The sequence below is a fragment of the Paenibacillus sp. FSL H8-0168 genome (assembly GCF_038592955.1).
Lineage (GTDB): Bacteria > Bacillota > Bacilli > Paenibacillales > Paenibacillaceae > Paenibacillus > Paenibacillus polymyxa_B.
In genome coordinates, this window is the sequence record NZ_CP151948.1 from 541,598 (window position 1) to 556,889 (window position 15,292).

Genomic DNA, 15,292 nt, shown 5'->3' on the forward strand with positions numbered 1-15,292 from the left:
TAGAATAACCGATACTAAAAGATAGACGATATTGAAAAGAGCGGGGGATTTATGAAAAAACAGGGGGTTTTATTTTTTATTATACTTCTGCTTGCGGTTGCGTTGCCGGTGTATCCGTTAGTGTCAGGTGTTTTATCCGGAAACAGTCATTGGAAAGCACACAACGGTGTTATTGATTTGCGTAATTGGGACCCTGAAAAGGAAGGCCCTGTACAGCTGGGAGGGGAGTGGGAATTTTACCCCAATCAGCTTGTGCAACCTTCATCCTTTCATGAGATGCAACAAGATAAGGATTGGGAAAATCATCAGAGTTCTTCAGAGTTGAGGCTGGAAACGAGTTCTTCTGCCAAGATTGTGGATGTGCCTGGTAGATGGAATCAGTGGATGCCTAAGGGACAGGCGACCGGATATGGAACCTATCATATCCGTGTGCTGTTGCCTGAAAAAGCGGAAAATCTGTACGGCATCTATATGCAAAACATTCGCAGCGCCAGTCAAGTATGGATTGACGGAGAAAACGTGGGAGCAAGTGGTATTCCCTCTGTTTCTGCCGACAAGGGCAAGCAGGGCAATGTTCCCTATGTTGGATTTGCAGCGATAGATGGACATTCGGCTGATATTACCGTGCATGTGGCTAATTATAGCTATTCCTCCGGTGGAATCATTTATCCACTGTTATTTGGGGATTACGAGAGTATTACGCATAGCCGGGAAATTGCAATGGCAGAGGACACCGTACTGATAGCAGGATTTTTTATTCCTACCGTATTTTTTATCATGCTATACCTTTTACGTAAAAAGGAGAAGGCATTGCTTTACTTAGGATGTTTTTGTATCGCGGCTTTATTTTATATTCTGACACATGGAGAAAAGCTGCTGGTTTGGGGAATACCGGACTTACCTTATGAATGGATACTGAAAATACAGTCGTTCTCGTCAACGCTGTTCTACTATTTTCTGATCCGCTATGTTCATCTTTCGACGCAGATTGTTATGAATCGGATCGTGCTGCGTCTCTATAATATTACAACCGCACTGATGCTGGGTATGGGACTATTTTTTCCTACATTGGTACTCTCATCCTTTGAAGCGTTTATTCTTCTTTTTGGTGTAGTCAGTGTGGGATATGTATTACTGATCTTGATTCGTGGGCTTCTTCAACGGACGGATGACGCTGCACTGCTAGTCATTAGTATTATGAGCATTCTTATGATTGTAGTGACTAGTTTTGTGTATATTCTGGGCTGGGGAGATGTGCGTGGGGTGACAGCCTATGAAATGCTCATATTCGTATTGGCTCAAACGCTCCTGCTGGCCAAACGTTTTGTGCATTCGTTTATGGAGGTTGAGAACCTGTCACGACGGTTGCTAACACTGGATGGGTTAAAAGATGAATTTCTGGCAAATACGTCACATGAACTGCGCACTCCTCTGCATGGAGTAATTAATATCGCTCAATCCATGCTAGACCGCTACGGGACACAATTCAATGAGCCGCAAAAGCACAACTTGGTCTTGATTGCGAATATAGGACGCAGACTTTCGTATTTAATTAACGATATTCTGGATTTTTCTAATTTGAAAAATGGCAGATTAGCCTTAAATCGTCGGCCTGTCAATGTACAGGCAGCTGTGAATTCCGTGCTGGAGGTATTGGGTCATACGGTGGGTAAGAAAGAGATTCAATTCGTCAAAGAATGGCCCAATTCGTTGCCCAAGGTGGATGCGGATGAGGATCGGCTGATTCAGATTCTGTACAATTTGTTGGGCAATGCGGTGAAATTTACGGAGGAAGGCGAAATCGTAATCTCTGCCAAAGCGGGGAACCGTGAAATGGAAATCAGTGTGAAGGATACCGGGTCCGGTATTGCCCAGGAGCATCTTTCGCATATATTTGAACCTTTTAACCGAGGGGCGAATGCTGAGGATGAAGGATACAGTGGAACAGGGCTTGGATTAGGTATAGTCCGTCGTCTGGTGGAGCTGCATGGGGGTCATATCCGGGTAGAATCTAGATTGGGCAAGGGTTCGACCTTTTATTTTACACTGCCCTTAGCGCAGACCGGAACGTTGGCACATGAAGCTCAAAAAGATGTTTCGTCTGCGGTTATATTGCAGCCTGGTGTGACGTCGGGTCGGAATGTGATTCCGCATGAAGAGGATGCACTGGAGCAAGTTCAGACTGTTCCTTACAAAGTGCTGGCTGTAGATGATGATGAGGTTAATCTTCGGGTGCTGGAGGAGCTATTATATACGACAGGTTGTAGCGTGGTGGCGGTGGATCATGCCGAGGAGGCACTTCACATACTGAATGGCCGTTCCCGATTTGACCTAGTCATTACGGATTGGATGATGCCGGAAATGTCCGGTATTGAGTTGTGCCGACGGATACGTGAACGGTATTCCCTGTCCGAGCTACCGGTGTTGCTGCTGACGGCACGCGACCTGCCCGGGGATATCCGCGCAGGTTTTATGGCGGGAGCTAATGATTTTCTACGTAAGCCTGTTGATGCTGAGGAATTAAAAGCACGTGTGCGCACGCTGTTGAACATGCGTCATTCGGCGGAGGAAGCGGTGCGTTCGGAAATGGCCTTTTTACAGGCACAAATCAAGCCGCATTTTCTGTACAATGCCTTGAATGTCATTGTTTCGACTGTAGCCGTAGACTCGGACAAAGCAGCGGAGCTACTCATGGAGCTGAGTCAGTATTTGCGGGGCAGTTTTGATTTTCAGAACAGGGAGAATACGGTGCCATTATCCAAGGAGTTGGAATTGGTAGAATCGTATGTGGCACTGGAAAAAGCACGATTTGAAGAACGTTTGCAGGTGACCGTAGAGGTAGGAAGGAACATCCGGTCGCTCATCCCGCCATTAAGCATTCAGCCCATCGTGGAAAATGCGATACGGCATGGTGTGATGCAACGGGCAACAGGTGGAACCGTGCGAGTGGTTGTGCAGGAGGATGGAACCGATTTTGTGGTCAGCGTGACCGATGACGGCGTAGGGATTCCGTCCGAGCGACTGGAACAGCTGCTGTCGGAGGATCATGTATCTTCCAGCGTGGGACTGCGTAATATCCATCGCCGTCTTATCCATATGTATGGAGAAGGATTGCGAATTGAAAGTAGTCCTATGCAAGGGACGACGGTAAGCTTCCGTGTGCCGGAAACGTTCTCGCCCCGGCATACCGATGAATAAAAAAAGTACAGTACATTTGTCGGAAAAGCTAAAGTCACGTCCGCAATGATACGATATATAAAATATAAGAAATTAAAAATCGTATGGATAAAGCAGATAGCATGTAAATAGAACATCATGATAAATGGTTGCAGCAGGAAGGGAGTACGGACACAAATGAAGGCGATTTTGATTGATGATGAGAGGTCGGCATTAACCTACTTGGAACGGTTGCTGGAGGCGGACGGACGGTTAACGGTAATGGGCAAATATACGTCTGCACAAGCGGGGCTGGATCATCTGGCGGCAGAACGTGCGGATATTGTTTTTATAGATATCGGAATGCCAGAGATGAATGGTCTGGAGGCCGCCGAGTGGATTCAACAGCTGGATTCCCATATTCATATCGTCTTTGTGACCGCGTACTCGGAATATGCTATTGAAGCGTTCGAGCTGCAAGCACTGGATTACTTGTTAAAGCCCGTTCATGCCCGGCGGCTATCCAAAACGTTAGATCGGATTGCAGCCACGCTGGCTGATCCCCGTTCTTCTAGTTTGGGAGCTTCAGCAGAGCAATCCCCCAAGGTACGTTGTTTTCAAAAACTTGAAATTTTGGAGGATGGACAGGAAGCCGTAGGTGCGAAACCATTCAAATGGCGCACATTAAAGTCACAGGAGCTATTTTCCTTCTTATTACACCATGAAGGGGAATGGGTGAGCAAAGAACAACTGCTGGATGCGCTGTGGCCTGAATATCATTTGGACAAGGCTATTGTTCACCTGCACACGTCCATTTACCAAATCCGCAAGGCGTTGAAAGAACGGATGCAAGATACGAAGCTGGAATATAATCTGGATCGCTACCGCTTGAACCGCAATGGCTGGATTACAGATGTGGAGCTATTCGAGCGGGGAATATCCGAATGGGCTGCATCCGGTAGCGGCGGTAAGCCGCGTATTGAGAGCCTGTTGGCACTATACCGTGGCAACTATCTGGAGGAGCACGATTACCCGTGGGCATATGCAAAAAGGGAGAAGCTGCGCAATATGTATCTGGCATGTGCTTCTGAGCTGGCGAGAGAAGAGCTTCGCTCAGATCGTACCCGGCAGTCTGTTCAGCGCTTACTCAGCCTACAGCAACGGGAGCCGTACTCAGACGATATCTGCAGTCTGCTGCTGACAGCCTATGCCCAACTGGGCGATTATACCGCTGCGCAAAAGCATTATGAAAGCTTCGTCAGAATATTGGAAGATGAGTTGGGTATTGAGCCGCAGCAGGTGACGCACCAGTTGTACGTGCAATTGAAAACACAGACGCTACCTGCGTAAACTGCTGTACTACCTGTCTTCTTTAGTGGCATATTCATATAGCATATCTCTTCACGGTTGAGTTGTAATTGAGAGGTTTTAGGGTGGACGTCAGACAATCTTCTTCAGCTCAGACAGGACAAGGCGGTAACCCCATTTCGATCAATGCTTCGGATGTTGGGGTAGTAAGAACAGCTGTAAAAACAAATAATCGACAATAGAAGCTCATATTCAACGTAAAAAGACCACCGGGAACAAGTTAACTATCTTGTTCCTGGTGGTTTCGCTTTTTTGCCGTTATTCGGCAGGTACTTTCATCAGCATCCGCCTATATAGACGGATGCCTTGCTTCCCGTCTTGACATCGTCCTCTTAAGCAGGTTTTACTAACCGAGCAGGCGCTGCCTTCAGTACAGCGTATCCGTAGGGTGGAAGCTTGGCAAGCAGCCCCTTCTCTCTAACGGACCACTGGCTTTCGCCAAAGGCTAATTTCCATTCTTGCTCAGGAATATCCAGTTCAAAAACGTGATCCTCATCGGAACGGTTGAGCAGCACGAGCAGCACCTCTTCCTCGCTGCGGCGCTCGTAGGCAAGTGAAGTGCCCTCTGGCTGTGCCTCCAAAAAGGTGATGCTTCCCTGATCACGGAGGACCGGGTGCCCCTTACGAAGCGCAATCAGCTCGCGGTAAAAGTCGAACAGCTCGCGGTCCTGTTTGTCGGTGTCCCACTCCATACACTTGCGGCAGCCTGGATCGGCATCTCCATCCAGGCCGATCTCATCGCCGTAATAGATGCAGGGTGCGCCCATGTACGTAAACTGGAACAGGGCGGCCAGTCGCATCAGCCGCTTGTCATCCCCACACAGTGTCAGCAGGCGCGGTGTGTCGTGGCTATCCAGCAGATTGAAGGCAACCTCGGATGCTTGCTGTGGATAGCGGGCCAGCTGTCGTCCGATGGCGAAGGCAAAGCTTTGAGCATCGGTCACTTTTTTGACGAAAAAATCATTTACCGCGTAGGTGAACGGATAATTCATCGTTGCATCGAATTGATCCCCCTGAAGCCATTCAGACGATTCATTCCACATTTCACCCAAAATGTACGCATCTGGATTGGCCTGCTTGACCGTAGTGCGGAATTCCCGCCAAAAGGCGTGATCCACTTCGTCTGCCACATCCAACCGCCAACCATCGATACCGATTTCTTCGATCCAATGCCTTGCCACATCCAGCAGGTACTTTTTCACCTCAGGATGTTCGGTGTTCAGCTTGGGCATCATCGGTTCCAGCCCGAATGTATCGTACGTCGGTGTGCCATCCACCACTTCCAAGGGAAAGCTATGTACATGGAACCAGTCCTTGTAAGGTGAGGCTTCGCCTTTTTCCTGCACATCAACGAACGGTTTAAAAGTACGCCCTGAATGGTTGAACACCGCATCAAGTAGTACCCGGATTCCTCGGTCGTGGCAGGCATCGACCAGTTTTTTTAATGTCTTTTTGTCCCCGAAATGCGGGTCCACCTCCATATAATCTTCTGTATCATATTTATGATTGGTCGTTGCCTTGAACACAGGAGTCATATATATGGCGTTAATCCCTAGCTCGTTCAGGTGATCCAGGTGATCCAGAATCCCCTGTAGATCACCACCGAAAAAATTGTCTCTTTGTGGCGTTCCGCCCCATGTCTCTGCTCCTTCTGGGCTGATGGAGGGGTCACCGTTCGCAAAACGTTCTGGGAAAATCTGATAAAATACAGCATCCTTCACCCATGCAGGTGGCTTCAGAATATCAATCGGATTCAAAAACGGATATTGGAACAGACTGTCTGCGTTTTGAGGTTCCTGGGTGGTGAAGTCGTCCTCGTTCATCCAAATACGTTCCTCACCGTCTTCTAGCAAAAATCCATATTTCAGCCGACGGTGAGTAGGTTTTACGCTGCATTCATAGTAATCAAACCTGCCATCGGTAGCGAATTTGGACATCGGGACAAGCTGTCGGGTGCGCTCCCAATCGTATTTATCTCCGGTGAGAGCATGAACGGTATTCAGGTCATTTTTCTTCGCACGTAGCCGTAGAAATATCGTTTCATCATTATAACCAAAAGCCCAATTTCGTTTCGGGTGATGGTATATCGCTTCCAGCAGCATCGGGTAGTCCTCCTTTTTTCACGAGCATTCAATTTGAAAATGTGAAGCGTATGTCGTATAAGGTAGTTATTAACCTTTTTAAGTGGGTCATGTACCATAAATGCTATAATGCCCATTACATAAAAGAAAAACGATAAGTAGGTGTCTATTATGAAAACAAATGTGCTATACATCGAAGATGACCAGGATATTGGTGCTTGGACGCATCAGTATTTGGAAGAGCGGAATTACGCTGTAACCTGGCTTCGCAGCGGGGATGGGGCTGTGGAAGCAGCTCGTACGTGCCAACTCGTGATTTTGGATGTGATGTTACCCGGTCTGGATGGATTCACAATGGGGAAGCGGCTCAAGAAAGAGTACCCGGAGCTTCCCATTCTCATGTTGTCTGCCCGTACATCCATTGACGATAAGCTGCAAGGACTGGATTTCGCCGACGATTATGTAACCAAGCCCTTTCACCCGGACGAGCTCATAGCACGTATAGAGATTTTGCTGCGCCGATCGGGGACCGTGCCCGAAGAATCCTTACAACTGGGGCATCTCTCTGTCTTCTCTCCTGATAACCGTATTGTGAACCGTGATACTGGGGAGGAAATTACACTGACAGGCAAGCAATATCACATTTTTGCTTATTTACTGCGGCATTTGGGCCAGATTATGACGAAAGAGCAAATGTATGAAGCGGTGTGGGGGGACCCATATATTGACGGAGACAAAACTTTAATGGTCCACATCCGACACCTGCGTGAAAAGCTGGAGATCGATCCTGCGGCACCCCGCATCATTGAGACGATCCGTGGTGTAGGATATCGGGTGAAAGCATAATGAGCAGGACGCGCAAGGATTGGAGGAGGCTACACCCCAGCTCTAGGCCGGGTCAGGGAGGTCGGTTTCGCAGTTCACTGTTGTTCCGTTATCTAGTCATTATTGTGGTTGCTATGATGCTGTTACCCATTGTGTTGCCTGCTACAGCCTTGATATATAGCGTGTTATTGAATTGGGGGGCGGAGTTCAAGCCTAAAAACGCTTACTATCCCTCTGCTTCTCATACCGAAAATAGCTGGCATCGCGAAGCTGTAGCTTTGAAGGGAGCCACACCAGAGCAAATCTCAGCCCATCTGCGCAAAATACAACAAGATATGTTCCCTAACTCACAAATATTTTGGGTGGATACCGCAGGTAAAACAAGGTTGGAGTTACCGACACAACCTAACATGCCAAAACAATGGAACGCTGCGCAGGCTATAGCTTTTATGAAGCAAGCAAGCTATGAGGGGCCGTTTACGGTAGTAGCCTTTATTGGCGGGGGCAAGAATGATGTGAATCAGGGCTATATGGTGTTAAAAGTGCCCCGTTCGTTCTTTGAACAGCCACCTACAGATAGTAGCATGTTGATGTACTATCTCTTTTTTATCGTATTGATTCTGGGCGCTTTTATATTCGTATCTCTTCTGTTTTTTGGAGGCATTCGGCGTAGACTGTTGCAGCTTCAGGCCGCCATGTCGCAGCGAGGAGAGGATGGCTTGCCTATTCTTGTTACCACTGGACGCTCGGATGAAATCGGCAAGCTGGAAGAAGCATTTAATCAGATGGTTGAGCAGTTGGCAGAAAGTCGGGGACGTGAGCGTCAGGAGGAAGAGCTGCGGAAGAGACTGGTCGCGGATCTGTCACACGATATTCGGACGCCGCTTACGGTCGTGCGTAGCCATCTGTATACACTAGATGGTGAAAATCTGAGTAGCAGAGGGAAACAGTCGATTACACTGATGGAAAACAAGCTAAAAGACCTTGGGAGTCTGATCGATAATCTGCTCACCTATAATCTGCTAGCTAGTGGAAAATACACTATGAATAACACACCGCGTGATATCCTGCGGCTAGTGCGAGAGTGTGTAGCCAGCTGGTATCCGGTGTGGGAAAAGGAGGGCTTTGAAGTGGATATCGACCTGCCCGAGTATAGTATGGTGTGGAATGTCGATGAGCAAGGCTTCCGCCGTCTGCTGGACAATCTTTTTCAAAATGTAGTTCGCCATGCTGCCTCAGGCCGATATATCGGTGTTCAAGTACAGAAAGATAATGGGACAGAGGCATTGGTTATCGTAGATAAAGGGCCCGGTATGGAGCAACAGTCCAGTGAAAAAGGCGCAGGGATTGGTTTGGCGATTACAGAACTGCTGGCTCGCGAAATGAATTTGGAGAGGGAGATTATCAGTTCATCAGCCGGGACCCGAATCCGTTTTTTAAACAAAACTTAAACTCAGAGTTCCCTTGGCTTTAAACTTGGCACGTTACGATAGGTGTCGAGGTGAGGAACTTGAACGAATACATTATTGAAACGAACAGTCTCAGCAAAATATACAAAGGCCGCGCGGCGGTTAATCAGCTGGACCTAAAAATAGCTCGAGGAGATATTTACGGATTTCTGGGTCCAAATGGAGCGGGGAAAACGACAACGATCCGTATGCTGCTTGGACTTATTCGCCCAACTCGAGGAACGATCCGTATATTCGGCAAAGATATTCGCAGACATAAGCTCGATATTTTGCGTAAAGTCGGCTCGTTGGTGGAGTATCCTTCGTATTATGGTCATTTGAACGCAATTGAAAATCTGGAGGCCATTCGCCGTATTTTGAATGTACCCAAGCAAAACATTGCGGAAGTGTTAGAGGTCGTCCGACTGACCAAGCATGCCAAACGTCCAGTCAAAGGCTACTCGCTGGGCATGAAGCAGAGACTGGGTATTGCAGCAGCCCTGCTTGGGAATCCCGAAGTGCTCATTTTGGATGAGCCTACGAATGGTTTGGACCCAGAGGGTATTCAGGAAATGCGCACATTGATTCAGGCGATGCCCAAGGAACGGGGGATCACCGTGCTGGTATCCAGCCATCTGTTGAGCGAGGTAGAGCATATGGCGAATACCGTGGGTATTATCCGTGAAGGAGAGCTGGTCTTTCAAAACACGATTCATAATCTCCGTCAGGAATCCGCAGGCTGGATTCGGATCGTAGTGTCGGAACCGGAAGCAGCCCAATTGATTGCGCGTGAGCAGGGCTACCATTCAGTGAAGGACGGATCGGCGCTGGATTTCGAGAACATGAATGATGCGGCTGTTGCGCTGCTGGTCAGAAGATTGGTCGAAAATACGCATGCCGTATACCGTGTGGAGGAACGCCGCAAATCGCTGGAGGATATGTTCATGCAGGTAGTGGGCAAAGGAGGGGCTTCCTTATGATGCTGCGAGCGCTCACGGCGGATCTGCTCAAAGCACGCAGAAAGGGAATCTGGTTCTTGGTGTTCCTCGGTCCCCTAGGGCTGGTAGCGATGCAGGGACTGAACTTTGGGCTCCGCTATGACTATCTGATTCCGCGATACAAGGGGCATTTATGGGAAGGCTTGATGGATAACATCGCTATTTTTGTCCCCCTTGCGCTGGTATTAGGAGCTACGATGGTCGCTTCCATGCTGGCGAATGTGGAACATTCGTCTAACTCTTGGAAGCAGCTGCTGGCTTTGCCTATTTCCAAATTTAGTGTTTATATGGCCAAGCTGACGCTAGCGATCGGGATGCTGTGCGTGTCCTGTCTACTCCTGACGGTAGGGACGTGGGTGTTGGGAATGATTCTTGGCTTCGGGGGAGAGCCTGCACCCGTAGGGGAACTGCTACGACTCGGGTTTTGGCCCTTGGGCGGCACGCTGCCTATGCTCGTATTATTGTTGTGGTTAACGGTCACGTTCCATAATCAGGCGCTGCCTGTAACACTGGGCATTACGTTAGGCATCGGCAGCTTGTTTGCTTCACAGCTGTCCGAATGGTTTCCGTTGGCATGGCCGCAATTCGCATGGGTTGCACCTCAAGCGTGGATGTTTGCGTCCGTCGGGTGCGGAACGGGCATGCTTCTCAGTCTGCTGACAGCGGCCCATTTTAGCCGAAAGGATGTGGCGTAATGTTCGGAGGATATGTGCGGCTACTTTCTGTTGAACGTATGAAAATGGCCAAATCGCCCGTCTGGCTGCTTGCGCTCGTCAGCCCGGCGATTGCCGTCTTGATTGGCTTGCTTGCGAATCCGGGAGGGAACTGGCTGTTGCTGTTGACTGCCATGCTTACATTACATGCCATGCTGTTCATGCCGATGCTGACCGCCGTATTTGGATCTCTAGTCTGCCGATTCGAGCATGGGGGCGGCGGTTGGAAGCAACTCATGTCATTGCCATTGTCCCGCACCAGTCTGTATGCAGCCAAGTTGACAATTATTATGGCCTTGGTCGGATTGACTCAGCTACTGTTCGGAGGAGCGCTGCTGGGTGTTGGAGCTGTGCAGGACATGAACGGACCAATCCCTTGGGCCGTGATCGCTCAAAGTTTGCTCGCAGGCTGGGTAGCCTGCCTGCCGCTGGCTGCGTTGCAGTTGATGGTGTCCTTCTTGTGGTCCAGCTTTGCCGCACCGCTTGCTTTGAATTTCGTCTTCACCGTGCCCAATATGCTGATCGCCAACTCTCAGACCTATGCTCCGTATTATCCGTGGGTACAACCTTTATTGGCGATGATGCCGAGTGGGGGAGACGACTTCGGGGCGTTCATGGTGCCGACGGATACACTCTTGACGGTGGTACTGGGTAGCTTTGTCCTGTTTGCATTGGCTGGCCTCTCGATATTTCGTTATAAAGAGATATAAGACGAAATATAGGAACTAAAAAAGCTCCTTACCCTAAATGAGGGTAAGGAGCTTTTTTACTGTACTCAGGTTCGTGTTCTGAATAAGGTACTGGCTCTATGGGGTTACACTAAGCCTGAAATGGCACGGATATTATTGCTGATAAGGTGGCAAGAGGCGTCGAACTTCGCTTGTTCTTCCGGACTTAGCTCCAGCTCGATGACCTCTTGGATTCCTCTGCTGCCGATAATCGCCGGAACGCCCGTGCAGACATCGGTGTGCCCGTACTCGCCGTCCAATACAGCAGAGACCGCTATAATTTTACCATCATCATTTAAAATGGAACGAGTAATGTACGCCAGCGCATTGGCAATACCAAAATAAGTGGCCCCTTTGCGGGTGAAGATCTCCCAGCCTGCATCCCGAGTTTTACGGGCAATGTCGTCCAGATCGACGTGGCTGAATCGTTCCTTATGCTGACGCAAAATGTGCAAGAGCGGCTTGCCGCCAATCGTGACGTGTGACCAGGCAACGAATTGGGATTCGCCATGCTCGCCAAGCGCATATCCTTGTACGCTACGCGGATCTATGGAAAATACTTCAGAAAGCAACGTCTTGAGTCGGGATGAGTCAATGGAGGTGCCCGTGCCGATCACCTTGTTGCGCGGCAGACCGGATATACTTTGTACCATATACGTTACAATGTCGACAGGATTAGCGGCAATGACGAATATACCGTCGAAGCCACCCTCCATAATCGCGGTTACAATCTCTCTGGTAATAAGCACTGCGTCGTCCAGCACAGATAGGCGGTCTTGACCCGGTTTAGGGTTGGCTCCAGCCGTTATAATCACAACGTCCATATCCGTGCAGTCTGCATACGTGCCGGCACGCACCTTGGTACGTGTGGACGTAAAATCCATACAATGGGACAGATCCAGTGCATGGGCCAAAGCCCGATCATACGTGCGGTCAATCATCATGATCTCATCACAAATGGACTGATTAACCATTGAGTAGGCACAGCTCGAACCGACCATTCCCGCGCCGACAATAGCTACTTTCCTTGCCTTCCCCTTCATCTATGTTGCCTCCTCGTTCCAGCGAACGTTAATATGCTACAAATTATGCCTGAAATACATTTTACGTTACATAACATAACATATTGCTGATCTTTTGAAAATATCCATTTTTTTGTCTCCATTCCGGGAAATTAAAAATGAACTGTGAATAGAGGTGTTTTTTAGGATTAATTATAGAATGAACGTGAATTATCAATACTTTTACTGGAAGATAGGAGAGCATGTTTCAATTTATATTTAAGGTGACTTCTGTGTAAATTATAACATGAACTATGTTGATGGAAGGAATAGTGCCATGAAAATAATGAAAGTATGACATTTATATGACGTTCTTTAAAGAGTTTCAAGGACATACAGAACGGAAGTATTCTCTGCAATGTCGTTTCTTGTATATCTACAAATATTCCGTTATGACAAAGGTTCTTAGCAGTCTGCAATATTAGAACATTTTTGCCAAAGGGTTTCCAATGGATTTCGCGAATTCTACATATACAAGCTTATTTCTTTCCATACCATCCGGGGAGGTAATGATTAAATGGAAGAAAGCAAATCGACGACGGAAGCAGCAAAACAGTTGGGAATCGGGGCGAGTACCCTTCGTAAATATGCAGCGGCGCTGGAGGAGCAGGGGTATGTGTTTCAGCGTTCCGCGAATCAATCGAGGATGTTCAGTGCTGAGGATGTTGAGTGCTTGAAGGTGATGCGGAGGGCGTTGCGTGAGCAGCATATGACGATGGAGCAGGCGGTTCAGGTGGTGCTTGAGAGAGTGACCGCTCCCTTTCAAATGGAGGATGAAGAATTCCGCTTGCCACCCATCTCGGATGCTGAGTCACTAACCGCAACCTGGGAAGAAATAATGGCGGCGGCTGAGGGTAGGGAAGAGACTGTCATGCAGGCGCAAGCAGCTGCTACGGTAGAACTGACAGAGTTACAGGATGAAATGAATGCTCAGGAACTGTCAGAGGAACCCATGCAGCTACAGGCGCAGGAAGAGTTACAGACTTTGGAACCAACCATTGAGTATAGATTGGAGCAAGCACCTGTATCCGTACAAACGCGGGAGTCCGTAGAGCCGCAAGAACTGGCGCAGATGCAGGACATGGTGCAAACCGCTTTGTTGGAAATGAGGAGCCGTTTGGAGGAGCTGGAAGCAGAGCACAGTCGTTTGGTGGAAAAGAATATCAGTCTGTCTAACCAACTGGAGGATCAAAAACGCTGGATGAAAGAAAAGGTTGACGAGGAACGAGACCGGCAGTTAATTACTAATTTGCGTACCTACCAGGGCAGGCAACGCAAATCGCGCGGTTCGTTGTTGTCCTGGCTTGGTCTGACACCGCGCAGACGCAGAGAGGCATAACCAGCATCTTTTTTGATAAAGACCATCAGACCTTCCCGGTTCTGATGGTCTTTTATCGTGGATGGTATAATAACGGAATATAAGAATACGAGAACAAGCCGCATAAGAAACGTTGCTGCGGCATGTAGAGGAAAGGATATAAATATGTTTGCTTGGTTGCGGAACGCATATGAATCATGGCTGGACTATCCGAAACAGCCTGGCGATTTACTGAGCGGACGTTATGATGTTCGTTCGCTTTTAGGCATGGGGAGCTATGGTCTAACCTACCTCTGTCTGGATCGGCACAGCGGACAAGAGGTAGCAGTGAAAATGCCCAGACCGAGCAAACGGGCGAAGGCAGTTCAGCTATTGCAGCGCGAGGCTCATATTATGCGGCAGATGGAACACCCTTATATTCCGAAGCTGCTCGAAATTGTCGAACATTCGAACGGAATAGTTGTGGTTATGGAATACATCTCCGGCATGACGTTGGAGGAGCTTATATTTGAACAGGAGCGTTCCTTTACAGAACAGGAATGCATTGTCTACATTTTGGAGTTAATGGAGCGAGTTCTGCATGTGCATGAACGGGGCTATATCCATCGGGATATCCGCATTCCCAATGTGATTCACCGCGAGGGGAAGCCTTACCTGATCGACTTTGGTCTTGCTCTGGCGGTAGGAGAGCGACAGGAGGATATATTTACCGAATCCATGCTGGAAAAGCGCGCACCCGAGCGACAAGATGTCGCCGTCTACAGCGATTTGTACGATGTCGGACATTTAATGCTTTTTATGCTGTATAGCAGTTACGAGCCTCAGCCGGATCAACCGCCGGCAAGCTGGCAGGAAGAATTGAAGCTGAGTTCACCTGTGCGTCATATGCTGGAGCGTCTTTTTCAGATTCGGCCACGTTATGAGAATAGCCGACAGTTTATGCAAGAGCTGGGGGAAGCTTTGTTGCTGCTTGAGGTTAACCCATAACGTCCCTAAAAATAAACAGGCATTCGCCGCAAAAATGGGGGAATGCCCCCCTTACGCATTTGACCAGGTCTACATACAATGATCCTGTAAATGAGCGAAGGGAGTGTTGTAAATGAGTCATATGTGTGGAGTAGGCGGTATGGGTTGCGGCGTAGGAGCATGGACCTCTGTAGGAGCGATTCTGGTTCTGTTTATTTTGCTGGTGATCATCTCTAAAACCCTGTTTCTGTAATTTCGGTCTTGGCCGATTTCCTGTAAAATGCACAGATGTTGCCCTGCATAACGAAGGGCGCACAACAATAAAGCGAAGGCCCTTGAGATAAGAAGGGTCTTCGCTTTATAGGGTTTGAAGGAGCCTGTGGCATGCTTCTTGTGTTACGCTCTATTCCGTCGCTACTTCTTGTTGTTTGGCTAAGAACTGGAGTAATGACGGCGTTTATCTTTGTAATATCGGTGTCCATTGTGACTATTCTTGTAACCGTCTGAAGAAGAATGGCGTTTACGTTCACGTTCATAATAACGGTCTGAGCTGCTGTATCGCCGCTTATGAGAATGAGAGGTGGAATGAAGCAGGCGGTGCAGTAATTGTTTGAGCATCGTCTAATCCTC

At 48.4% G+C, this 15,292-nt stretch carries 13 protein-coding genes; 10 read left to right on the top strand and 3 right to left on the bottom strand.

From position 1 onward, the window contains the following. Positions 1–51: 51 nt before the first annotated feature. Both MHI21_RS02480 and MHI21_RS02485 read left to right on the top strand, forming a co-directional pair. Positions 52–3,198 carry an ATP-binding protein gene (locus MHI21_RS02480; protein WP_342419364.1) on the top strand — a complete coding sequence of 1,049 codons (3,147 nt, stop codon included), beginning with the start codon at positions 52–54 and terminating at the stop codon, positions 3,196–3,198. Between the two features lie 156 nt (positions 3,199–3,354). After that, positions 3,355–4,506: a response regulator gene (locus MHI21_RS02485; RefSeq protein ID WP_342419365.1), complete on the top strand. Its 1,152-nt coding sequence runs from the start codon at positions 3,355–3,357 to the stop codon at positions 4,504–4,506. Positions 4,507–4,856: 350 nt separating this feature from the next. Here the strand turns inward: MHI21_RS02485 and MHI21_RS02490 are convergent, their stop codons facing one another. Continuing rightward, positions 4,857–6,626: an alpha-glycosidase gene (locus tag MHI21_RS02490; RefSeq protein WP_342419366.1), complete on the bottom strand. Its 1,770-nt coding sequence runs from the start codon at positions 6,624–6,626 to the stop codon at positions 4,857–4,859. A gap of 150 nt (positions 6,627–6,776) precedes the next feature. On the opposite strand from MHI21_RS02490, the gene MHI21_RS02495 reads away from it, so the two are divergent. From MHI21_RS02495 to MHI21_RS02515, 5 genes are read left to right on the top strand one after another with little or no spacing between them, the layout of a single operon-like run. Then, positions 6,777–7,451, top strand: coding sequence for a response regulator transcription factor (locus tag MHI21_RS02495; protein WP_061831149.1), 675 nt, complete (start codon positions 6,777–6,779; stop codon positions 7,449–7,451). Beyond that, entirely contained in the window at positions 7,451–8,881 is a 1,431-nt protein-coding gene (locus MHI21_RS02500; protein WP_342419367.1) for a HAMP domain-containing sensor histidine kinase, read from the top strand. The genes MHI21_RS02495 and MHI21_RS02500 overlap by 1 nt, the downstream gene beginning before the upstream one ends. A 59-nt stretch (positions 8,882–8,940) precedes the next feature. Beyond that, positions 8,941–9,858: an ABC transporter ATP-binding protein gene (locus tag MHI21_RS02505; protein WP_342419368.1), complete on the top strand. Its 918-nt coding sequence runs from the start codon at positions 8,941–8,943 to the stop codon at positions 9,856–9,858. Then, entirely contained in the window at positions 9,855–10,571 is a 717-nt protein-coding gene (locus MHI21_RS02510; protein WP_341162432.1) for an ABC transporter permease, read from the top strand. The genes MHI21_RS02505 and MHI21_RS02510 overlap by 4 nt, the downstream gene beginning before the upstream one ends. Beyond that, positions 10,571–11,299, top strand: coding sequence for an ABC transporter permease (locus MHI21_RS02515; RefSeq protein WP_342419369.1), 729 nt, complete (start codon positions 10,571–10,573; stop codon positions 11,297–11,299). The genes MHI21_RS02510 and MHI21_RS02515 overlap by 1 nt, the downstream gene beginning before the upstream one ends. Before the next feature lie 104 nt (positions 11,300–11,403). Here the strand turns inward: MHI21_RS02515 and MHI21_RS02520 are convergent, their stop codons facing one another. Continuing rightward, positions 11,404–12,360: an L-lactate dehydrogenase gene (locus MHI21_RS02520; protein WP_023986728.1), complete on the bottom strand. Its 957-nt coding sequence runs from the start codon at positions 12,358–12,360 to the stop codon at positions 11,404–11,406. Between the two features lie 535 nt (positions 12,361–12,895). On the opposite strand from MHI21_RS02520, the gene MHI21_RS02525 reads away from it, so the two are divergent. The 3 genes from MHI21_RS02525 to MHI21_RS02535 all read left to right on the top strand — a co-directional run bounded on the left by MHI21_RS02525 (position 12,896) and on the right by MHI21_RS02535 (position 14,915). Continuing rightward, the gene (locus MHI21_RS02525) at positions 12,896–13,717 is read left to right on the top strand and encodes a MerR family transcriptional regulator (protein ID WP_342419370.1); all 822 of its coding nucleotides are present in this window, start codon (positions 12,896–12,898) and stop codon (positions 13,715–13,717) included. A 144-nt stretch (positions 13,718–13,861) separates the two neighbouring features. Further along, positions 13,862–14,683, top strand: coding sequence for a protein kinase (locus MHI21_RS02530; protein WP_342419371.1), 822 nt, complete (start codon positions 13,862–13,864; stop codon positions 14,681–14,683). A 112-nt stretch (positions 14,684–14,795) separates the two neighbouring features. After that, positions 14,796–14,915, top strand: coding sequence for a hypothetical protein (locus tag MHI21_RS02535; RefSeq protein ID WP_013369112.1), 120 nt, complete (start codon positions 14,796–14,798; stop codon positions 14,913–14,915). A 179-nt stretch (positions 14,916–15,094) separates the two neighbouring features. Here MHI21_RS02535 and MHI21_RS02540 read toward each other — a convergent pair whose 3' ends face one another. After that, entirely contained in the window at positions 15,095–15,280 is a 186-nt protein-coding gene (locus tag MHI21_RS02540; protein WP_061831157.1) for a hypothetical protein, read from the bottom strand. Between the last annotated feature and the right edge of the window lie 12 nt (positions 15,281–15,292).